This is a genomic window from Janthinobacterium sp. SUN211, assembly GCF_030587315.1.
Taxonomy (GTDB): domain Bacteria; phylum Pseudomonadota; class Gammaproteobacteria; order Burkholderiales; family Burkholderiaceae_D; genus Janthinobacterium; species Janthinobacterium kumbetense.
This window is the reverse complement of sequence record NZ_JAPWIC010000004.1, coordinates 445,774-465,179: the sequence shown is the minus strand read 5'-3', so window position 1 is coordinate 465,179 and position 19,406 is coordinate 445,774. Positions and strand designations below refer to the sequence as shown.

10 protein-coding genes are annotated in these 19,406 nt (G+C 61.8%); 5 read left to right on the top strand and 5 right to left on the bottom strand.

Annotated features, from left to right (window positions below; genetic code table 11):
• Window positions 1–173 precede the first annotated feature (173 nt).
• Window positions 174–2,816 carry a TonB-dependent receptor gene (locus O3301_RS16850; RefSeq protein WP_289918066.1) on the bottom strand — a complete coding sequence of 881 codons (2,643 nt, stop codon included), beginning with the start codon at window positions 2,814–2,816 and terminating at the stop codon, window positions 174–176.
• Window positions 2,817–3,027: 211 nt separating this feature from the next.
• On the opposite strand from O3301_RS16850, the gene O3301_RS16845 reads away from it, so the two are divergent.
• The gene (locus O3301_RS16845; protein ID WP_305056936.1) at window positions 3,028–3,405 is read left to right on the top strand and encodes a hypothetical protein; all 378 of its coding nucleotides are present in this window, start codon (window positions 3,028–3,030) and stop codon (window positions 3,403–3,405) included.
• Between the two features lie 320 nt (window positions 3,406–3,725).
• Here the strand turns inward: O3301_RS16845 and O3301_RS16840 are convergent, their stop codons facing one another.
• Window positions 3,726–4,451: a 16S rRNA (uracil(1498)-N(3))-methyltransferase gene (locus tag O3301_RS16840; protein ID WP_289918069.1), complete on the bottom strand. Its 726-nt coding sequence runs from the start codon at window positions 4,449–4,451 to the stop codon at window positions 3,726–3,728.
• 529 nt (window positions 4,452–4,980) lie between these two features.
• On the opposite strand from O3301_RS16840, the gene O3301_RS16835 reads away from it, so the two are divergent.
• The 3 genes from O3301_RS16835 (at window position 4,981) to gap (ending at window position 11,055) form a co-directional block, all read left to right on the top strand.
• Entirely contained in the window at window positions 4,981–7,725 is a 2,745-nt protein-coding gene (locus O3301_RS16835; protein ID WP_289913313.1) for a TonB-dependent receptor, read from the top strand.
• A 242-nt stretch (window positions 7,726–7,967) separates the two neighbouring features.
• Window positions 7,968–9,965 carry a transketolase gene (tkt, locus tag O3301_RS16830; protein WP_289918071.1) on the top strand — a complete coding sequence of 666 codons (1,998 nt, stop codon included), beginning with the start codon at window positions 7,968–7,970 and terminating at the stop codon, window positions 9,963–9,965.
• 79 nt (window positions 9,966–10,044) lie between these two features.
• Window positions 10,045–11,055 (top strand): type I glyceraldehyde-3-phosphate dehydrogenase, encoded by a 1,011-nt coding sequence (gene gap, locus O3301_RS16825; protein ID WP_010395244.1) that lies wholly within the window; start codon window positions 10,045–10,047, stop codon window positions 11,053–11,055.
• Window positions 11,056–11,113: 58 nt separating this feature from the next.
• On the opposite strand, the gene O3301_RS16820 is transcribed toward gap, so the two are convergent.
• The 3 genes from O3301_RS16820 to glnE all read right to left on the bottom strand — a co-directional run bounded on the left by O3301_RS16820 (window position 11,114) and on the right by glnE (window position 14,984).
• Window positions 11,114–11,302 (bottom strand): hypothetical protein, encoded by a 189-nt coding sequence (locus O3301_RS16820; RefSeq protein WP_152281604.1) that lies wholly within the window; start codon window positions 11,300–11,302, stop codon window positions 11,114–11,116.
• Between the two features lie 135 nt (window positions 11,303–11,437).
• Window positions 11,438–12,217: a YoaK family protein gene (locus tag O3301_RS16815; protein WP_305056935.1), complete on the bottom strand. Its 780-nt coding sequence runs from the start codon at window positions 12,215–12,217 to the stop codon at window positions 11,438–11,440.
• 13 nt (window positions 12,218–12,230) lie between these two features.
• Window positions 12,231–14,984: a bifunctional [glutamate--ammonia ligase]-adenylyl-L-tyrosine phosphorylase/[glutamate--ammonia-ligase] adenylyltransferase gene (gene glnE, locus O3301_RS16810; protein WP_369812203.1), complete on the bottom strand. Its 2,754-nt coding sequence runs from the start codon at window positions 14,982–14,984 to the stop codon at window positions 12,231–12,233.
• A 259-nt stretch (window positions 14,985–15,243) separates the two neighbouring features.
• On the opposite strand from glnE, the gene O3301_RS16805 reads away from it, so the two are divergent.
• A complete protein-coding gene (locus tag O3301_RS16805; RefSeq protein WP_369812202.1) occupies window positions 15,244–19,404 on the top strand; it encodes a YhdP family protein in 4,161 nt (1,386 codons plus the stop codon).
• Window positions 19,405–19,406 lie beyond the last annotated feature (2 nt).

Below are 19,406 nucleotides of genomic sequence, written 5' to 3'. Positions count from 1 at the left end.
GGGCGCTATTTTACCCGCATGTCCGGCTGCGGGCCATTTGCCGGCCATCCGCGCGGGTGGCGGCGCCTTGGCGCGGCAGGAAAGAAAGGTGTTGCAAAAAAGAAAAAATCCGGCGGCCAGTGCGTGGCCGCCGGATTTGTCTTGCTAACTAACTGTTATATCTTGCCTGGCGATTAGAACGTGTAACGACCGCCCAGCGTGAAGTAACGGCCCACTGCGCCTGATTGATGCAGCGATGGGTTGTAGTTGATACGGCCGTAGGTTTGCACGTCCAGTGGTGCCATCTTGTCGAACAGGTTGGAGATCGACGCGGTGAGTTCCCATTGTTTCGTGACATTCCACTTGGCAAACAGATCCGTGGTGGTGAACGAAGCGATACGGCAGTTTTTGTATGGCACGTCGTTGGCATCGATGTCCAGGCAATCGCCCTTGACATCGTTCTTGTTGCTGATGCTGCTGACGTAGTTCATGTTGGCCGTGATGTTGACCGGACCTTGATCCCAGCCCAGGGTCAGGCGGACTTTGGTCTTCGGCGTACCGCCGTTGCCGGACAGGTTGGTGTCGCCGTGGGTGCCGGCAAACTCCAGTACCGTGCCGTCGGCATTGGTACGGGTGAATTCCTTCATGTACGTGACCGTTACGCCCGAGTTAAAGCGGCCGTATTCGCCGGCGTTGTACTTGCCGCGCAAATCCAGGTCGATACCCGAGGTCTTGGTTTTGCCTGCGTTCAGGTAAGGTGCTTTGACCATCAGGATAGGACCAGCCAGGCCTGGGAAGTTGCTCGTCGGTTCGCCACGTACGATGACCGCATCCGGGTAGCCAGCCGGGTTGGCGACCACTGCGCCAGGATCGGAGCCGTTGATCTCGCCGTCACGGACGATCTTCCACCAGTCGATCGACAGGCTGATGTTCTTGATCGGCTCGAGCACCATGCCCAGGCTGTAGCTCTTCGACGTTTCTGGCTTGATGTTCTTGTTGCCGATGGTGATCGCGCCAACTTGTTGCGACGAGCAATCGATCGTCAAGTGCGTCACGGCGCAGCGCACTGGGTCGCTGGCGATGTTGGTGAACGCCGCCACGGCGCTGTTGCCGTTTTCCGCGGCGCTAGGCGCGCGGAAACCTTCCGCATACGTACCGCGGAAAGCCACGGCCGATGCTGGCGTGAACTTGAAGCCAACTTTTGGCGTGGTCGAGCGACCATAGTCCGAGTAATCATCGCTGCGCAGCGCAAATTGCAGTTCCAGTTCTTTCATGACTGGCGCGGCGACCTCGGCGTACAGGGCCTTGACGTTGCGCGAACCTTGCGAAGCGGAATAGCCCAGGCCAACGATATCGTTGATGTCGGTGTATGGCGTCGATTGGCTGTTCGTTTCTTCCTTGCGGTATTCGGCACCCACTGCGAGGCCCATCATGCCGCCTGGCAATTGGAACAGTTCGCGCGTCGCCTTGAAGTCCAGCGAGGTGCTCTTCGTCGTGCCCGAGTTGTTCAGCGTAGGCGATACCAGCGCCAGTACTTCAGGGCTGTTGATGACGCCCTTGCCGATACGGAAAGTGCCGTTGTTCAGCGCCTGACGCAAGGCGCTGGTACGGTAGTAGCCCGTTTGCGTGCGGTCGGTTTTGCTTTCTGCATACATCAAGCCAGTATCGTAATCCCAGTTGGCGTAGGTACCCTTGACGCCGGCCAGGACACGGGTGACGGTCGTTTCGAGGTTCGATACGCGTGGACGCGATGCATCGACCCAGCGCGGACGGGCGGCGACGCCCAGGATGTTGTCCGGGTGTCCCGCTGGCATCAGCAGTTGGTCCGGGCCACTGTTGGTGTTGTTGACGCGGGCATTGACCAGGTCGAAGCCAGCGCCGGTCAGGCCGGATGGGGTGGTGTAGGTGTCGGCCTTCGACTTGAAGATGCCCACTTCCGTGTAGCCTTGCGCATCGGCGCCCAGTGCCAGGGTGCCGCGCATGAACAGGTTGACGTTTTCGGTCTTTGGCTGGACGGTCGCGAACTGGACCGGATCCCACAGGCAGCCGCCGCCGCGGTTGTCGCCCGCAGTGCCGCCGGTCGGATCGAGGTTGATCGGATCGCACGAGCCCGGCAAGTTGGTGACATTGCCCAGCTTTGGCGAGATTGGACGCAGGGTGCCCAGGAAGGAGCTGCCGCCGCCGTTGCCGCTGGTCGTGGCGCCACCGCGCTGGTCGCGCCCACCCCATGGACGGGCATCGGCTTGGCCGATCCACTTGTCGCGGTTGGATTGTTTGATTTCGCCCGATTTTTTCGCATCGATGGTGGCGAAGACGTTGAATTTGTCGGTGTCCATGTCGCCGAAGCCGATGGCGCCGGAGATGCTGGTGACGGTGCCGTCGCCGTGGCCGCTCTGGCCGACGTTGGCGGAGATGGTCTTGCCGACATAGTTCTGGCGCAAGATGATGTTGACCACGCCGGCGATCGCGTCGGAACCGTAAATGGCGGAAGCGCCGTCTTTCAGGATATCGATGCGGTCCACGGCGTCGAGGGGAATCGAATTCAAGTCGACGAAGCTGCGTTGGCCGTCATCGCCGAAGCCGTACGGCGCCGTGCGGCGGCCATTGATCAGCACCAGAGTCGAGCTGACGCTCAAACCGCGCAGCGACACGCCAGAGGCGCTGCCGGCGAAACCGCTGGTGAAGGAGCCGCTGATACTGCCGTTGTTGTCGGCGGAGATGCTGCGCACGACGTCGGCGATCGATGCTTTACCGGTCTGTTCGATGTCTTTGCGGGTCAGTGTTTGAATGACCGAAATGGTCTCGGCTTCCGCGCGTTTGATGCTCGAACCTGTCACTTCAACCTTTTGAATGTTTTGGCCAGTAGTCTGTGCGTTGGCTACATGCATGCCAAACGCAAGGCTGCCGATAAACATCAAACGGATAGACCGCGATAATCCTGTTTCCACCATCATTGCAAAACTCCTCACTTTATGAATATGCGGCACGACATCTCCTTGTATTGGAAACGCTAACCATATATGTATCTATTATTTTATCGATCGTCTCATGGACGGTATCTTTGAAATCTTTGAGTATTCAAAGTTTCAAGATGTTAATGAAACCATCGTAGCTGCTTGCCTGTCAATTTTTATAGCCCGGACACATATGAAAAAACAACACACGGCAGAGCTCGGTTATTTTTTCTTGCCTGGGCGATGTTGCCATATACGGGGTGCGGGCCGCATTTTTGCAGGCTCTGAATGCTGCGGTGCGGGAGGGAAGGCGATGGTGGAAGCGTTGTTTTTTTGTACTAACACGCAGAACGATAGACGTGAGCGCCATCATGGTGCAATATTGGGTTTGTGTATCAAAAGTGTGCAAGCCCGCATCATTCTGGTGCTTAATCGCCGGGTGTTAAAGAATTTTATTTATTTAAATATTTAAAAAGATAATAATTGGTCCGTCATTTCATGAATGCGCGGATTATCTTCGTTTGTTTTTTGGATTTTTTTCGGCATTCACGCAATAAAAGAAATTCGTATTGCGGCAAGGCCGGTATTGCCGGCGCCGAATGGATGCGCGCTGCAACGGGCCGGAAAATGCAAGCGATGGAATTGGCATGCGGCTGCGTATGCGCTGGCCTGTGCTGGCGTTGGCGGCGACCCGAGACTGCTTCCCGGGTCGCCTGTGGACAAGAGCTTACTACACTTGCAGTTGCGGATATGACGGCAGCACGGGCGCGCTGTGCTGTCATGCGCGCATATTTACATCCCGCCCCACAATGCACTCAGCGTCGCCAATGCCGTCAGGCCCGCCGTTTCCGTGCGCAGGATGCGCGGACCCATGGCCAGGCCGATGGCGCCGGCGGCCAGCGCCGCCTTTTCTTCCGCGTCCGAAAAGCCCCCTTCCGGCCCCACCATCACGGTGATCGCCTGCGGCGGCTGATGACGCGCCCAGTCGGCCAGCGACTGCTCGGCGCGCGGCGTCAAAATGATGCGGTTATGTAAATCTTGCTGGCTGCTCCAGCTATTAAAATCCTGCAATGGCGCCAGCTGCGCCAGGCGGTTGCGCCCGCATTGTTCCGATGCGGACACGATGATCGCTTGCCAATGCGCGAGCTTTTTCTCGGCCCGCTCGCTGGACAAGCGCACGACGCAGCGCTGCGCCGCCAGCGGCACGATGCCGGCCGCGCCCAGTTCGATGGCTTTTTCGATGATCCAGTCCATTTTCGACGCTTCCGGCAGCGCTTGCGCCAGGGTCACGGCGTACGGCAGTTCCGCCTCGCGCGCCGTGTGGGACTTCAGTTCGGCGCTGGCGCGTTTTTTCTCGACGTTGCACAAGACAGCCGTGTACTCGCCGCCCTCGCCGTTGAAGACGGTGATGGCCTCGCCCGGCACAAGCCGCACCACATGGACGTGGTGGGCGACGGCGTCGGGCAGAGCGATGGTGGCGCCTATGGCGAGTGGCTGGGGACAGAAAAAACGCGGCATGCAACATCCTGCGGAGAGAAACAATGGGAGGTGCCGCGCCGCGCGCGGGTAGGGCGCGCGCGGCTGCGACTCGAGGGTGCAATTTTAGTACCGCTGCGCGCGGCCGGGTGAAATTCTTGCCGCCGGCCTGCGCACGGCGCATCCGGGGCGGGAAATTGCGTGGCTATAACAAGCTGATCAAAAACGAAATGTTGTTTTTTGATTTCATAAACCATTGCATTATTGACAGTGAAGCTTTTGGCGTGGTTTGATGACTATACAAGTTGTGTTGAACGACATCAATTGTTTCCAGCAATGTCGTCCGTGATGTGATTCGGTATGGTATGGGGAGACGCCGCACGTTTCAATGCTTGGGCCTATGGCCCTGGGCGCGTTGCGGCCAGCTTAAATTGGTTGGAAAGCATGACACTGTAACTGTAGCGGGAGGGCCTTGCCGTTTTTCGCAAGACCATGAGAGATTTAAGCGATTATAAAAATACAAACTAATCGCTTATCAAGTGATATCAGGGATCAAGAAAAGGAATCAGTTATGATGTTGATGTTTCGCGAAAAAAAGAGTGTGCAGGTGGTGAGATTGGCGTTGGCCGCGTTCGCCGGCGTCGCAACGATGAGCGTGCACGCGCAGGAAGCGATCGATGCGCCGGTGCCTAAGGTGCAGCGCGTCGAAATCACCGGTTCGAGTATCAAACGTATCGAAGCCGAAGGTATTTCCCCGATCACCGTGATGACGCGCGAATCGATCGCCCGCTCGGGCGCGACGTCGGTGCTGGACCTGATGCGCAACTTGACTGCTGCGGGCGGTAACGGCGGTGAGCTGGCGACGTCGAGTTCCTTCCGCAACGGCGCCACCAGCGTCTCGCTGCGCGGTCTGCCGACCCTCATCCTGTTGAACGGCTATCGCCTGCCGGCGTCCGGTTCGGACGATTACAGCGGCCAGACCTCGGTCGATCTGAACGCCATTCCGCTGGCGGCCATCGAGCGCATCGATGTCCTCAAGGACGGCGCCTCGGCCATCTACGGCACCGATGCCGTCGGCGGCGTCATTAACTTCATCCTGCGCAAGGATTACCAGGGCTTGACCCTGGACGCCAGCACCGGTTCGACCACCTATGGCGACGGACAAAACCATAAGGTGTCCGTGTCCGGCGGTTTCGGTGACCGTGACGCACAGAAATTTAACGTGACTTATTCGGCTTCGTACGAAAAAACCAAGGCCATCCATGGTGTCGACCGCGATTGGGCGAACAGTACCGATTTCACCGGTCACAAGGGCGGCCTGTATCAGGGTAGCACGTACGGCGCCAAGGGCCGCGATCCTGGCACCATTTCGCTGGGCGGTTCGCAGCGCATGGCCGATCCGGAGTGCGACGCGGCCCACCGCAAGCCCTATCCTGACGCGCCGGAATGGGTGGCTGCGCCGAACCGCAACGCCTGCTTGTATTCCACCGCCGAGTCGATAGACCTGGTGCGCCCGTCCACACGCTACGGCGGGGCGGTCACGGCGAACTGGGATTTGACGCCGGATGTGTCGCTGTTCGCCAATCTGTTCTACAACCACTTCGACACCCGCATCCAAGGCTCGCCGGCCTGGATCCAAAACGCCGACCGTTCCAACGTGCTGCGTGTGGCGGCGGACAACCCCTTCAACATCTACGGCGTGCCGGTCAACATCCGCCGCTACTTCCCCGCCGCCGAGGGTGGTACGGGCACCAATGTTGACACCACCTGGCTGGTCGGCGGCGCTACCGGCCGTGCAGCCAACTGGGACTGGACCGTGTCTGTGGGCCACAGCCAAGAGAAGGGCGAAACGCGCGTCTACGGCTCCTTCCTGCACGATAAATTGCAGAGTTACCTGGCGCAGGGCAAGTTTAACCCCTTCGGCGGCAACCACAATTCGGAGCAGGTCATCAACGAACTGACAGCCGACCAGTACACCAAGACCAAGTCCTCGACGGATTTTGCCAAGGTGACTGCTTCCAGCGAATTTGGCCAACTGCCCGGCGGCAAGATCGGTGTGGCCGTCGGTGCCGAGTACAAGCGCGAGAAGCTCAGCTACGATCCGTCGCAGGCTTGGCGCGATGGCGCGATCGGCATCTATTCGACCCTGCGCGGCATCGACGGCTCCGAGTCGCTCGGCGCCGTGTTCGGCGAGTTGGCCCTGCCGCTGCTGAAAAACCTGGAAGCGCAGGCGGCCGTCCGCTATGACCGCTACCAGTTGGCTGGCGGTACCACCAACCCGAAGCTTGGCCTGCGCTGGACCGCCTTGCCGACCTTGATGTTCCGCACCAGCTACAGCACCGGTTTCCGCGCGCCGACGCTGTCGCAGCGCTTTAACGAAGGCCGCGGCGGTTTCGTCGCAACCAAGGATCCGAAGCGTTGCATCGTGGGTGACGCGTATTTTGACACCGCTTGTAGCGGTTCGGCGCTGTCTCTGCTGTCTGGCACGAAGGATTTGAAGCCCGAAAAATCGAAGCAGTTCAACCTGGGCGTGGTTGCCGAGCCGATCAAGAACCTGACGCTGGGTTTAACCTACTGGAATATCAAGTGGAACGATCGGGTCGAGAATCTTGACAACGAAACCGTGTTGGCGGGCGAGGATGGTCAGTACAAGAATGCCGTTACGCGCTACGCCGTGACGGCGGAAGACCAGGAGAAGTATAATGCGCTGAGCGCCGCCCAGCGCGCGACGCTGGGTCCGTTGGTAGGTCGCCTGAAGCAGCTGCAGGTTGGTTTGATCAACCGCAGCAAGGTCACCACCGACGGTTTGGATGTCGAAGCGTCGTACACGCTGCGCACAGCCGAGATGGGGCGTTTCAAGGTGTTCGGCGAGGCGACCTACACACTGTCCTATGACCGCGCGCTGTTGCCTGACGATCCGGCGATCAATTGCGCCAACAACACGGCCTGCGAGGCCGGTGAATACGGCTATCCTAAGCTGCTGGCCAAGCTGGGTGTCAACTGGGATCGCGGTGCTTGGGCGGCGACGACAAGCGCCAACTTCACCTCGCATTACCACGTGGACCGGACACCGTCGGCGACGATCAACCTTTACTACGACGAGTACGCGAACGGTCTGATGATCCCGAGCGCGACCCTGGTTGACGCCTCGCTGTCCTATAGCGGCTTCAAGAACCTGGTGCTGCGCGGTGGCGTCAATAACGTGTTCGATCGTGCGCCAGCGTTCGATCCATCGTCGAACATCGGCTACGACACCGCCTACGGCAATCCGCGTGGCCGTTACATCTATATGTCGGCGTCATACTCCTTCAAATGACGTGAGGGTAGACTGACGGGCGGGGCGGGTCGATTTGCGGCGCGCTCCGCAGCGGCGTAAGTCGCGAAAAACCGGGCCTGGCCCGGTTTTTTTTCGCCCCTGCCGGGCGCAAGGGGCACAACCCGCGGCGGCGGCGTTGCGCGGTTTGATTTTTCCCCTTGTTGGTCTGGTAAAATACACAGCTCTGACTGCGCCCAGCTGCGCAGCAAACGAATTTAAACTCGCGACTGACCCATACCATCATGACAACTACGCTCCCGACTACCAAAATGGCCAATGCGATCCGCGCACTGGCAATGGACGCTGTACAAAAGGCCAATTCCGGCCATCCAGGCATGCCGATGGGCATGGCCGAGATCGCAGTTGCCCTGTGGAGCGGTCACTATCGCCACAATCCAGCGAATCCAAAATGGCAGAACCGCGACCGTTTCCTGTTGTCGAACGGCCACGGCTCGATGCTGCACTACGCGCTGCTGCACCTGACCGGTTACGAGCTGTCGATGGATGACATCAAGGCGTTCCGCCAGATGCATTCGAAAACCCCGGGCCACCCGGAAGTCGATGTCACGCCAGGCGTGGAAACGACCACCGGCCCGCTGGGCCAGGGCATCGCCAACGCCGTCGGCATGGCCCTGTCGGAGCAATTGCTGGCCGCTGAATTCAACAAGCCTGGCTACGATATCGTCAACCACTACACCTACGCGTTTGTGGGCGATGGTTGCCTGATGGAAGGTATTTCGCACGAAGTGTGCGCGCTGGCCGGCACCCTGGGCTTGAACAAACTGATCGCCCTGTACGATGACAACGGCATTTCCATCGACGGCAAAGTCGAAGGCTGGTTCACGGACGACACCCCGGCCCGCTTCGAAGCGTACGGCTGGAACGTCATCCGCGCCGTCGACGGCCACGATGTTGCCGCCGTGGCTGCCGCCATCGCCGCCGCCAAGAAGGCCAGCAAGCCAACCTTGATCTGCTGCAAGACCATCATCGGCAAGGGTTCGCCGAACCTGCAAGGCGGCGACAAGGTCCACGGCGCCGCGCTGGGCGACAAGGAAATCGCCGCCGTGCGCGAATACATCGGCTGGGATGCCGCCCCGTTCGAGATGCCGGCCGACGTGTACGCAGCCTGGGATGCCAAAAAGCAAGGCGCCCTGCTGGAAGCGGACTGGAACGAGCGTTTCGTCGCTTATGGCCGCGAATTCCCGCAGCAAGCCGCTGAACTGAGCCGCCGCATGCAGGGCGACTTGCCAGCCGCGTTTGAAACGGCGCTGTCGGCCGCCATCGCTTCCTGCGTCGAGAAGAAAGAAAACATCGCCACCCGCAAGGCCAGCCAGAACGCCATCCAGGCACTGGCATCGTCCCTGCCGGAATTCCTGGGCGGCTCGGCCGACCTGACCGGTTCGAACCTGACCAACTGGAAAGAGTGCGTGGCCGTGCGTTCGGGCCAGCCTGGCAACCACATCAACTACGGCGTGCGCGAATTCGGCATGAGCGCCATCATGAACGGCATCACCTTGCACGGCGGCTACATCCCGTTCGGCGCCACGTTCCTGACGTTCTCCGACTACAGCCGCAATGCGCTGCGCATGGCTGCCCTGATGAAACTGCGTTCGATCTTCGTGTTCACCCACGATTCGATCGGCCTGGGCGAAGACGGCCCGACGCACCAATCGGTCGAGCACGTCTCGTCGATGCGTTTGATCCCGAACCTGGACAACTGGCGTCCGTGCGACACCGTCGAGTCGGCTGCTGCCTGGGGCGCCGCCGTGCGCCGCAAGGACGGTCCGTCGACCCTGATCTTCTCGCGCCAGAACCTGCCATACCAGGAGCGTAGCGCCGAGCAGATCGAGAACATCTACCGCGGCGGCTATGTGCTGAACGACGTGGCCGACGCCAAGGCGATCCTGATCGCCACCGGTTCCGAAGTGGAACTGGCCGTCGCCGCCGCCAGCGCGCTGGCTGCCGAAGGCATCGCCGTGCGCGTGGTGTCGATGCCGTCGACCGACGTGTACGACCGCCAGGACGCCGCCTACAAGGCCAGCGTGCTGACGAAAGGCGTGCCGCGCGTGGCCATCGAAGCGGGCGTGACCAGCTTCTGGTACAAATACGTGGGCCTGGAAGGCGCCGTGGTCGGTATCGACACGTTTGGCGAATCGGCTCCGGCCGGCGTGCTGTTCAAGCACTTCGGCTTCACGGTCGAGAATGTCGTAGCCAAGGTTAAAGCCGTTATCGCTGGCTAATATTGATTTTGAGCAGACCCTGGCCATGTGCTGGCCGGGGTGCTGTGCTGATACCTTTTTTTTTAATCAGGAGCAGAGTATGACGATCAAAGTTGCAATCAACGGCTACGGCCGCATCGGCCGTAATGTATTGCGCGCTTTCTACGAAGGCGGCAAGAAACAGGATATCCAGATCGTTGCCATCAACGACCTGGGCGATGCCAAATCGAACGCCCACCTGACCCGCTACGACACCGCGCACGGCAAGTTCCCTGGCACGGTTACCGTCGAAGGCGACAACATGATCGTCAATGGCGATCCGATCCGCGTATTCGCACAGCGCAACCCGGCTGAAATCCCATGGGGCGAGCTGGGCGTGGACGTCGTGCTGGAATGCACGGGCTTCTTCACCACCAAAGAGAAAGCTTCGGCTCACTTGAAGGGCGGCGCGAAAAAAGTCATCATTTCGGCACCAGGCGGCAAGGACGTCGATGCGACCGTCGTGTTCGGCGTGAACCACTCCGTGCTGAAATCGACGGACACCGTCATCTCGAACGCTTCGTGCACCACCAACTGCCTGGCACCGCTGGTCAAGCCGCTGAACGACGCCATCGGCATCGAAACGGGCCTGATGACCACCGTGCACGCCTACACCAACGACCAGGTACTGTCCGACGTGATGCATGAAGACCTGCGTCGCGCCCGTTCGGCCACCATGAGCATGATCCCGACCAAGACGGGCGCTGCTGCCGCCGTGGGCCTGGTGCTGCCTGAGCTGAATGGCAAGCTGGACGGTTTCGCCATCCGCGTGCCGACCATCAACGTGTCGCTGGTCGACCTGTCCTTCATCGCCAAGCGCGACACCACCGTGGAAGAAGTCAACGCCCTGATGAAGGCCGCTTCGGAAGGCGCCCTGGAAGGCATCCTGACGTACCAGACCGAACCGCTGGTCTCGATCGACTTCAACCACAACCCGGCGTCGTCGAACTTCGATTCGACCCTGACCAAAGTGTCGGGCCGCCTGGTAAAAGTGTCGTCGTGGTATGACAACGAGTGGGGTTTCTCGAACCGCATGCTCGACACCACCGTTGCACTGATGTCGGCCAAGTAATCTTTTGACCGCATAAGCAAAAACGCCCTTCGGGGCGTTTTTTTCGTCTGTTGCCCGCTTATTCCTTCGGTTCGCACTGATTGCGCCACTGTTCGCACGATGCCTCGACACCCTGGTAGCACATATTGAGGATGTAGTCGCAGTTTTCCGACGGAATCCATGCGCGCACGGCGGCCGTGCTGGAGAACGAAGCGGCGGCGCCGGCGGCGATGGCAAAGACAAACAGGGCTTTTTTAATGGAAATCATTTTTCTCGCTTTCATCATTGGACAACGGTAGGGTGTCGAATCAAAAGACCAGCCAGCCAGGCTTGATCAGCCCGCCGGATGCGGAAAAATATTAGCATTAAAACCAGCTAATAATTGCCATAAAGAAAAATATTTCTACTGACGCAAGGCGCGCAGGCGGCGCCGGTAGAAGCGCCACAGCAGGCGCAAGTCGCGCAGTACGGGCACGCCGGACAGCAGGGTCAGCACGCCGGCGAGGATGATGGTGGCGGCAGGAAAGCCGATGTGCTTGAAGGCCAGTGCGCCGCTGACCCCGCCGATGAAGAAGCAGGCGATCAGCAGGCTGTGCGTCCTGAGCTTGCCCCGGTTCACCTTGACCACGCGGTCCGGCAAGGCGCGCCGGTTGTAATACGCCATCTTGCCCAGTTCGATGCCGATATCGGTCGACAGGCCCGTCACGTGCGTGGTGCGGATGACGGCGCCCGAAATCTTGGTGATGATGGCGTTTTGCAAACCCATGACAAAGCACAGCAGCAAAATGGTGACGGGGCCCAGCACGTCGGGCATGGTGGCCAGGTAATTGCCCGTCAAGCCGAACAGCAGCAATAATGCCGCTTCCAGCAGCAGGCTGGCGGCGAACTGGCTGTGCAGCCGGCGTCGCTTGCCCCAGTTCACCATGATGGCTGTCACGGCCGCGCCGCTGACAAAGGCCAGCCAGGCGCCCAGCGCCGCCAGGGCCAGCGTGATATTGCCCAGCGCCAAGTCGTCCGCCATGCCCGAGACGATGCCCGTCATGTGCGAGGTATAGCCGCCGATGGCGAGAAAACCGCCCGCATTCACGGCGCCGGCCACCAGCGCCAGCACGCAGCCCAGCTGCAGATTGGCTTGCGTATCGCGCGCCGATCCGCTCAGGCGGGACAGGTAATGAAGCGGCATGCCCGGGCCGGCCTCAGGCGGTGGCGCCGAAGATGGCTTGCCACAGAAGCATGACGTTGTCCGCATGCACGCGCACTCTTTCCGGTTCCACGCGGGCCAGGTCTTGCCCCTGCAGGCGCAGCTGGTGCTGCAGCTTGCGCAGTGCGCGGTAGGCGTCGGCCACCCGGGCGGCCAGCTGGGCGTCGACCAACCCCAGTTCGCCGCACAGGCGCAGCAGGGCGATATTGCCCGAGTTGGCCGTCAGCTGCGGGTACTGCGCCGCATGCTGGAGCACCAGGTATTGCACCATGAACTCGATGTCGATCATGCCGCCCGGATCTTGTTTCAAATCAAAGTTGCCGGGGCGGGGCGGGTGGGCGTCCAGCATCTTCTTGCGCATGGCCACCACTTCGCCCTTGAGCGGGCCGTTTTCCGGCCTTTCCTTGCGCAGGATCGTGTCGCGGATGCGCTCGAAGTGCTTGCCGATGCCGACATCACCGGCGCAGAAGCGCGCGCGCGTCAGCGCCTGGTGTTCCCACACCCAGGCCGCGCTGCCCTGGTAGCGCTCGAACGCTTGCACGCTGGAAACCAGCATGCCCGAGGCGCCGTCGGGACGCAGGGCGATGTCGATATCGAACAAAATGCCGGCCGAAGTGTGCGAGGTCATCCAGGTAATGAAGCGCTGCGCCAGCTTGGCGTACAGGCCGGGCGCTTCCTGGTCGTCGTCGTCGAACAGGAAGATGACGTCGAGGTCGGAGACATAGCCCAGCTCCTTGCCGCCCAGCTTGCCGTACGCGATGACGGCGAATTTCGGCACCTCGCGGTGGCGCGTAGGCAAGGTTTGCCAGACGGCTTGCACGGTGGCGGCGACGATGATGTCGGCCAGCTGGGACAGGTAATCGGCCAGCTTCTCCACGCTCAGGTCGCCCGCCAGGTCTTGCGCCAGGCACTGGAACAGCTGCGCGTGGTGCGTTTCGCGCAGGATATCCATCTGCCGCTCCGTGTCGCCGGGGGCGTCGTCGAGCTGGCGTTGCAAGTCCAGCGCCAGCGCGGCCGGGTCGGGCACCGTATTGCGGATGCGTTCATCGAGCAGCTCGTCGAGCAGTATCGGATGCTGCGTGAGGAAGGTGGCGGCCCAGCCGCTGGCGCACACCATGCGCACGACGCGCTCGAGCGTATGCGGGTATTCCGTCAGCAGCGACAGATAGGCCGAGCGGCGCGCGATGGCCTCCAGGAAATCGAGCAGGCGGCCCAGAGTGGCCAGCTGGCTGGCGTTGCCGTTGGACACGGAGCAATCGGTGATCAGGGGCAGGGCGGAATTGACGAGGGCCACCAAACGCGTGCGGCTCGCCTCTGGCAAGGATTGCAAACGGGGCGCCTGCCACGTGGCCAGCAGGCGGCGCGCGCAGGCGGCCGGTTCATGGAAACCCAGGGCGGCGAAGCGCGCTTCGATGGCTTCCTGCTGGTCCGAGGCGGCGCAGTCGTTCGACGTTTGCGGGTCGATGCCCGTGTCGACCGGCGGCGCGCCGCTGCTCTTGTCGCTGAACATTTCGTCAAATTGACCGGCGACAAACACGCGGTGCGCTTCCAGCTGGGCCAGCAGGGTGGGTGTGTCGGGTAAACCCATCATCTGCGCCACGGTGAGGCGGTCGGCCTCGTTCGCGGGCAAGGTATGGGTTTGCGCATCGTCAAGATACTGCAGCCGGTGTTCCAGGTTGCGCAGGAAAGTGTAAGAACCCAGCAATTGTTCCACGATGGCCGGTTCCAATAGCCCCTTGTCCGCCACCGTGCGCAGGGTGGCGCGCGTGGAACGTTCGCGCAGCTCGGCGTCGCGCCCGCCCCGTATCAATTGAAACACTTGCGCGAGGAATTCGATTTCGCGGATGCCGCCACGGCCCAGCTTGACGTTGTTGCTGCGGTCCGGGTGCAGCCGCTCCTGGCGGTTGACCTCGGCGCGGATCTGGCCGTGCATGGTGCGGATGGCATCGATGACGCCGAAATCGAGATAGCGGCGGAAGACGAAGGGGCGCACGATGGCGTCGAGCGAGGCGATGTCTTCCGGCTTGCCCGTCACGGCGCGCGCCTTGACCCAGGCGTAGCGCTCCCATTCGCGCCCTTGCACGATCAGGTACTGTTCCACCATGCCCAGGCTGGCGGCCAGCGGGCCGGAATTGCCGTTCGGACGCAGGGCCATATCCACACGGAAAGTAAAACCGTCTTGCGTGATCTCGGCCAGGGCGGCGATCAGTTTCTTGCCCATGCGAATGAAAAACTCGTGGTTGGACAGGCTGCGCTGGCCCGGCAAGGTCGCTTGCGTATCGCCATCTTCCGGGTAGACAAAGATCAGGTCGATATCCGACGACACATTGAGTTCGCCGCCGCCCTGCTTGCCCATCGCCAGCACCATCAAGGCTTGTTCCTCGCCCGATTCCTCGCCGACGGGCATGCCGTGCAGGGCCACCATCTCGGCCATGATGGCGTCCACATGCGTGCGGATGGCAAAATCGGCAAAACCCGTCATGGCGGTCACGACTTCGTTCAAGTCGGCCTGGCCGCCAAGATCGCGCGCGATCAGGCCGCAGACGAGCAGGTTGCGCAGGCGGCGCATGGCCCGTTCGGGCGGCAGCGGCGGCGTGGCGGCGTTCGCCTGGGCGGCCAGCTCGGCGGCAAAGTCGAGCCCGTCCAGCGGCGCGCGCACCAGTTGCGCCACCTGCGCGGCGCGCTCGGGGGCGGCGTCCAGCCAGCGCTGGTAGAAACGGGAGGCGGAAATCAAAGGCTGTGTGCTCATGGTATCGGTAAGGGTCTCGTGGATGCTGCGTGCATGTTCTAGTTTAACTTGGCTGCGAACGGCGGGGGATGCGGTAAAATTGTGCCGCTGGCCGTATACCGCCGGTAGTGCGTGCTCTTCCGGACGATGGTAAGGGAGGCTTTGCTCAGACGCAAGCGCAAGGATGCAGGCGCGCACCACGAATGCAGACGATTTTTGCCATTATTTGACGCCGGGCCAGTTTATTAGCTTATTGATGCAAAAACCGCCAGAAGCAAGCGTGACAGAACATGTGCCATTGGCCCTGCGCTGGCAGAGGCTGCGTGCCGCCTATCGCATGGCCAACCTGGCCACCCACCATGTATTGGGTTTTACCATCAAACTGGTGCTGCTGGCGTATTTCGCCTTCGCCGTGCTGTTTTTATTCCTGCGCTACGCTATCTTGCCGAATATCGACTATTACAAAGGCGATATCGAGCGGGCGGCCAGCCGCGCGCTGGGCAACCCTGTCAGCATCGCGCGCATTTATGCTTCCTGGCATGGCGTGCGGCCGAATCTCTTCCTCGGCGACGTGACCCTGCGCGACCAGGCGGGGCGCCAGGCGCTGAGCCTGCCGAGCATTTCGGCGACTGTGTCGTGGTGGAGTGTGCTCGGTTCCGTGCGCTTCACTACTCTGGAAATCACGCGGCCCGACCTGGACGTGCGGCGCAGCATGGATGGCAAGCTGTATGTGGCCGGCGTGCTCGTCGACAGCAGCCAGGGCAGCGACGGCAAGGGCGCCGACTGGCTGCTGTCGCAGCATGACATCATCATTCGCGACGGCAAGGTGCGCTGGACGGACGAAGCGCGCGGCACGCCGGAGCTGGCTTTAACCCAGGTCAACTTGCTGCTGCGCAACCGCTGGCGCACCCACCGGCTGGGCTTGCAGGCCACGCCGCCCGCCAGCCTGGCCGCGCCCATCGATGTGCGTGCTCACTTCACGCATCCGCCTTTCAGCACGCGCATCTCGGATGTATCGATGTGGAAGGGCGAGCTGTATGCGGACCTGAAAAACGCCGACTTGACCGCCTGGCGCCGCTACCTCGATTACCCGTTCGAGCTGAGCCAGGGCAAGGGCGCCTTGCGCGCCTGGTTGAGCCTGGATCACGCGCGCCTGGCCGGCTTCACGGCCGACGTGGGCTTGACGGATGTGCAGGCGCAGCTGGGCGAGCATATCGCCCCGCTCGACTTGCTGTCGGTCAGCGGGCGCATTTCGGCAAAAGAAGAGCTGTCGGCGCAGGTGCCGGACGGCAAGCCCACCTTTGGCGCGAATGGCCATCAGGTGGAGTTGACGAATTTCGCGGTGGAAACACGCGACGGCCTCAGCCTGCCGCCCACGACCCTGTCCGAACGTTTCATTGCCGCCACGAAGCGAAAGCCGGCGCGCACGGAAATCACGGCCAAGTCGCTCGATTTGCAAACCCTGGCCGCGCTGGCCGGCAAGCTGCCGCTGGGCGAACAGCAGCGCCAGCGCCTCGACGCCCTGGCGCCGCGCGGGCGTTTGCAGGATTTCTCGGCGCAATGGGAAGGCGAGATGGCGACACCGGCCAGCTACCGTTTGCGCGGCAAGCTCATCGACCTGGGCCTGAATGCGCAGCCGGCGCGCCTGGCCGTGGCGAAGACGGCGAGCAGCCCCGCGCAGGCGGCCGCACCGGCCATTCCCGGCTTCGACAAACTCAGCGGCACCATCGACGCCAGCGACAAGGGCGGCAGCATCGCTATCGATGCGCAGGACCTGGTGCTGCAGTTTCCATCGTACCTGAGCGAACCGGCCATGCCGTTCGAACAATTCGCCATGCAGGCGCGCTGGACGTTCGAAGCGGAGAATATGCTGCAAGTCGAGCTGGACAAGCTCGACTTCAATCAGCAAGGTTTGCGCGTCGCCTTGCAAGGCACGCACCGCATGCCGCTCGACGGCAAGAACCTGGGCCAGGTCGACTTGACGGGCACGATAGACAATTTCCAGATCAACACCATCGGCCGCTACCTGCCGCTGCAAACGCCCGAGCACCTGCGCCACTGGCTGACGGGGGCGCTGGAAGGCGGCGTGGCGCGCGATGTCAGCCTGCGCCTGCGCGGCGAACTCGAGCATTTCCCCTTCAAGGCCGACACGCCGGCCCAGCGCACCCGGGGCGAATTCCGCGTGGCGGGCAAGCTCGAGAATGGCACCCTGAACTACGCGCCCGGCGAATTTGCGGAAAGCGGCCCCCTGGCCGGTAAGGCGCCCCTGTGGCCGCAGGCGGACAAGATCAAGGGCAGTTTCGTGTTTGAACGGGCGCGCATGGAAATCCGCGGCGACACGGCCACCACGGGCGGCGTGGCCTTGACGAATGTCAAAGCCGTGATCCCCGACCTGACCGTGTTCGACACCTTGCTCGACATTGAAGGCAATGCGGCCGGCCCCATGCAGGAATTCCTCAAGTACGTGACGGCCAGCCCCGTGCTGGGCTGGATCGAGCATTTCACGGATGAAACGACGGCGACGGGCAACGCCAGGCTGGCCCTCAAATTGCACTTGCCGATCGAGCGCATGCTCGAATCGACCGTGCAGGGCAGCTTGCAGCTGGCGGGCAACGACGTGGTGCTGTTCCACGATATGCCGCCCGTACTGGGTACGCAGGGCAAGATCGAATTCAACGAAAAGGGCGTCAACCTGAACGGCTTGAACGGCAGCCTGCTGGGCGGGCCGCTGGCCATCTCGGGCGGCACGCAGGCGGACAGTTCCATCCAGGTCAAGATTGCCGGCAACATGACCATCGACGGCTTGCGCAAGACGTATCCGGCGCCCGTGCTGCAGCGCCTGGCGAAACATTTGAACGGCGGCGCGCGCTACAGCGGCTTGATCACGGCGCGCGATCACCAGGTGGTGGTCAATGTCGAATCGCCGTTGACGGGCCTGGGCCTGGATTTCCCCGCTCCCCTGAAGAAGCCGGCCGGCGACAGCCTGCCCGTGAAATTCACCTTGACGGGCAATGCGGCCAACGGCGCGGGCCTGCGCACGGACGATATCCGCATCGTGCTGGGATCCGGCATTGCCGCGCGTTACCAGCGCCAGAAGCAGGGCAAGGACGCCTGGCGCCTGGTGCGCGGCGGCATCGGCGTGAACGTGCCGGCGCCGGAACCGGACAGCGGCATGATGTTCAACGTCAACATGAAAACCCTGGACGTGGACAGCTGGATCGCCGCCGGCAGCGAGATCGCCGGCAGCGGCTCGGCATCCGCCGACAGCGGCGCCGCCGACGATGCCCCCGATATCGCGCAATACGTGGTGCCGGACATGATGGCCGCGCGCGCCAGCGAACTGATGCTGGGCGAGCGCAAGCTGGAAAACGTGGTCGTGGGCGCCACGCACCAGAAGGATGTGTGGCAAGCTAATATTGATGCAAAACAAGTGTCAGGCTATGTGACCTGGCTGGAAACGCCGTCCGGCCTGGGCAAGATGACGGCGCGCCTGTCGTCGCTGATCATTCCGGAGTCGGCCGCCAACGATGTGAAGAATTTGCTGGAGGGAAAGAACGGCGCCCAGTCGATTCCTTCGCTCGATATCGTCGCCGAGCAATTTGAACTGTTCAACAAGAAGATCGGCCGGCTGGAGTTGCAGGCCTATAACACCATGGCGGCGGGCGGGCGCGAGTGGCGCGTGGGCAAGCTGCAACTGTCGAATCCCGATGGCGCCCTGAGCGGCAATGGCAAATGGGTCATCAAGGATGGGCAAAGCACGACCAGCCTGCGTTTCGGCCTCGATATCGTCGATGCGGGCAAGTTGCTCGACCGCTTCGGCTTTGCCGACACGGTGCGCCGCGGCAAGGGGCGCCTGAGCGGCGACATCGCCTGGAACGGCTTGCCGTATTCGCTCGACATCCCCACCTTGTCGGGGCAGATCGAGATGAACGTGGAATCGGGCCAGTTCCTCAAGCAGGATCCGGGCGCGGCCAAGCTGTTGGGCGTGCTCAGCCTGCAAGCCTTGCCCCGCTTGCTGAAACTCGATTTCCACGACGTGTTTTCCGAAGGCCTGGCCTTCGACGGCATCACGGCCAACGCCAGCATCAAGCGCGGCGTGGTGAGCACCGATAACCTCAAGATGCATGGCGTGGCGGCAACCGTGCTGATGGATGGCACGGCCGATATCGCCAATGAAACGACGAATTTGCACGTGGTGGTGATTCCGGAATTCAACCTGGGTACGGGGCCGCTCGTGTACGCGCTGGCCGTCAACCCCGTCATCGGCCTGGGTAGTTTCCTGGCGCAATTGTTCCTGCGCGCGCCCGTGATGAAGGCGCTCACTTACCATATGCAGATCGCCGGGCCGTGGAAAGCGCCCGTCGTGACCAAGCTCGATGGTGGTAAATTGGACCCTGTCGCCGTGCCTGCCGCCGCAGCGGCGGAGGCCGTGGCGAAATAGGC

Excerpts from the sequence above, each read along its gene's own strand:
- O3301_RS16845 (WP_305056936.1), top strand. The coding sequence starts at position 3,028 with ATGGACGGTATCTTTGAAATCTTTGAGTATTCAAAGTTTCAAGATGTT.
- O3301_RS16840 (WP_289918069.1), bottom strand. The coding sequence starts at position 4,451 with ATGCCGCGTTTTTTCTGTCCCCAGCCACTCGCCATAGGCGCCACCATC.
- O3301_RS16835 (WP_289913313.1), top strand. The coding sequence starts at position 4,981 with ATGATGTTGATGTTTCGCGAAAAAAAGAGTGTGCAGGTGGTGAGATTG.
- tkt (WP_289918071.1), top strand. The coding sequence starts at position 7,968 with ATGACAACTACGCTCCCGACTACCAAAATGGCCAATGCGATCCGCGCA.
- gap (WP_010395244.1), top strand. The coding sequence starts at position 10,045 with ATGACGATCAAAGTTGCAATCAACGGCTACGGCCGCATCGGCCGTAAT.
- O3301_RS16820 (WP_152281604.1), bottom strand. The coding sequence starts at position 11,302 with ATGATTTCCATTAAAAAAGCCCTGTTTGTCTTTGCCATCGCCGCCGGC.
- O3301_RS16815 (WP_305056935.1), bottom strand. The coding sequence starts at position 12,217 with ATGCCGCTTCATTACCTGTCCCGCCTGAGCGGATCGGCGCGCGATACG.
- glnE (WP_369812203.1), bottom strand. The coding sequence starts at position 14,984 with ATGAGCACACAGCCTTTGATTTCCGCCTCCCGTTTCTACCAGCGCTGG.